This is a genomic window from Aquimarina agarivorans, from assembly GCF_000218485.1.
GTDB classification, from domain to species: domain Bacteria; phylum Bacteroidota; class Bacteroidia; order Flavobacteriales; family Flavobacteriaceae; genus Aquimarina; species Aquimarina agarivorans.
Genome location: NZ_AFPB01000009.1, coordinates 1 through 1,508 on the forward strand (window position 1 = coordinate 1; position 1,508 = coordinate 1,508).

At 38.8% G+C, this 1,508-nt stretch carries 1 protein-coding gene; it reads right to left on the reverse strand.

Translation table 11 applies throughout. From position 1 onward, the window contains the following. Positions 1–1,508: toprim domain-containing protein (locus GMC_RS20340; protein WP_010520216.1), on the reverse strand; the 1,508-nt coding region annotated here is incomplete at both ends.

Genomic DNA, 1,508 nt, shown 5'->3' on the forward strand with positions numbered 1-1,508 from the left:
TCCTTAGTTTATGGATATTTTGCGGTAATTGGATTTTAGTGGCAAAAGGATTTACGACTTGTAACGGCAGTAATACACGAGTACAATTCTGTATAAATACTCTGGTTTTTTGGATTTGGTTGAGATCAATTAATCCTGCAGCTACTTGGTTTTGGTAATTTATAATATCAGCTGTCTGCCTTGCAGATTCATCAACAGCAATAACAAAACATCGGCTAATATTATCCTCGTATACATCGGCTTTAGTGGTGCAGGCTAGTGAAGCTATTGGACCTTTTACGCTATTTTCTCCACTGGTAATGCGTCCGCTTTCTAACTTTTGCGCAGTAGAGCTATCTAGTTTTCCGCTGCTTTGTAATTCTCGTAAGGCCAATAAGGCCTTTTCTTCTAAGCCGTCTAAATCTTCAAAACATAAGAGTTTATGACACAGCGCATATTCAGCATAATTGTAAAAACTGCTTTCGGTGACTCTGGTAAAACTTTTAAAGGTTTCTTTGGGTAGTAGCTTGTAAATGCTTTGTAATAGCTTGGTTTTTCCGCTTCCCGAAGATCCTTGTATCAGACCATGTAACGGACTATCACTGTAATAACTGGTAGCTATTAAAAATATCAAAAGCCGATTATCAGATTCTCCAACTATCCCTGTTTGCCCGATAGCTTCGTTGATTCTTTGCAGCAGATTATCAGACCTTAAAAACTCTAAACACCTATTTTTAGTAGCTTGATCTAAGATGTATTGTTTTTCTTCTTTTTTACTAGCGGTTTGTTTTTCTAAACTTAACGCAAAGATTTGCCACTCTTTTAAAATCTCGCCTGTATCAATATCTAGGGTTTTTGATGCTACTTTGGCGTGTTTTTCTAAGTTGGTATAATCGTATAAATCTAGTTTTTGGATCAGCATTTCTTTGGTGAGTGGGGCAGTGGTTTGCAAGGTTACTTTTAAGGTGTCTCCAGTGTTTTTTACTTGTCCTTTTACTTTTAATAGGAGTTGTGATGCCCCCTTTTCCGTTTCCCCCAACTGGGGGAAAGACTCTTTTTCTTCATTTGAAGTTTTAGTAATTGACTTTTGTATTGGCGTAACCACTTTGGAGGCTATAATATTAAGTTCGGGGATGTTGATACTTTCAATAGTTGGACGGGCTTCTTTTAGTAGGGTTTCGAAGATTGAAGCATCTTCGTTATTTGTCCACAAGCTATTGATATCCTCACCTTCAGGGGTGTCAATGACACGAATAATTACTTTTGGGAGCTGCTGTTTTAGTTGATCGGCTAATTTTTTAGCTGCTTTTCTCCCTGCTGTATCTCCGTCGAAGAAGATAATTATTTCCCGAATTTCGGGTAATTGGCTTGCGGCCTCCGCATGTTCTTGGGTAAATCCGTTAGTACCATAGCAAGCAAGTACGCTGGTACTTTGGGGTAAATTAGCGTACTGCTGTAAGGTCGCTGCATCGATAATACTTTCCGTCAGCACAAGGTGCTGGGCTGTTAAAGCTGGGTAACTTGGATAT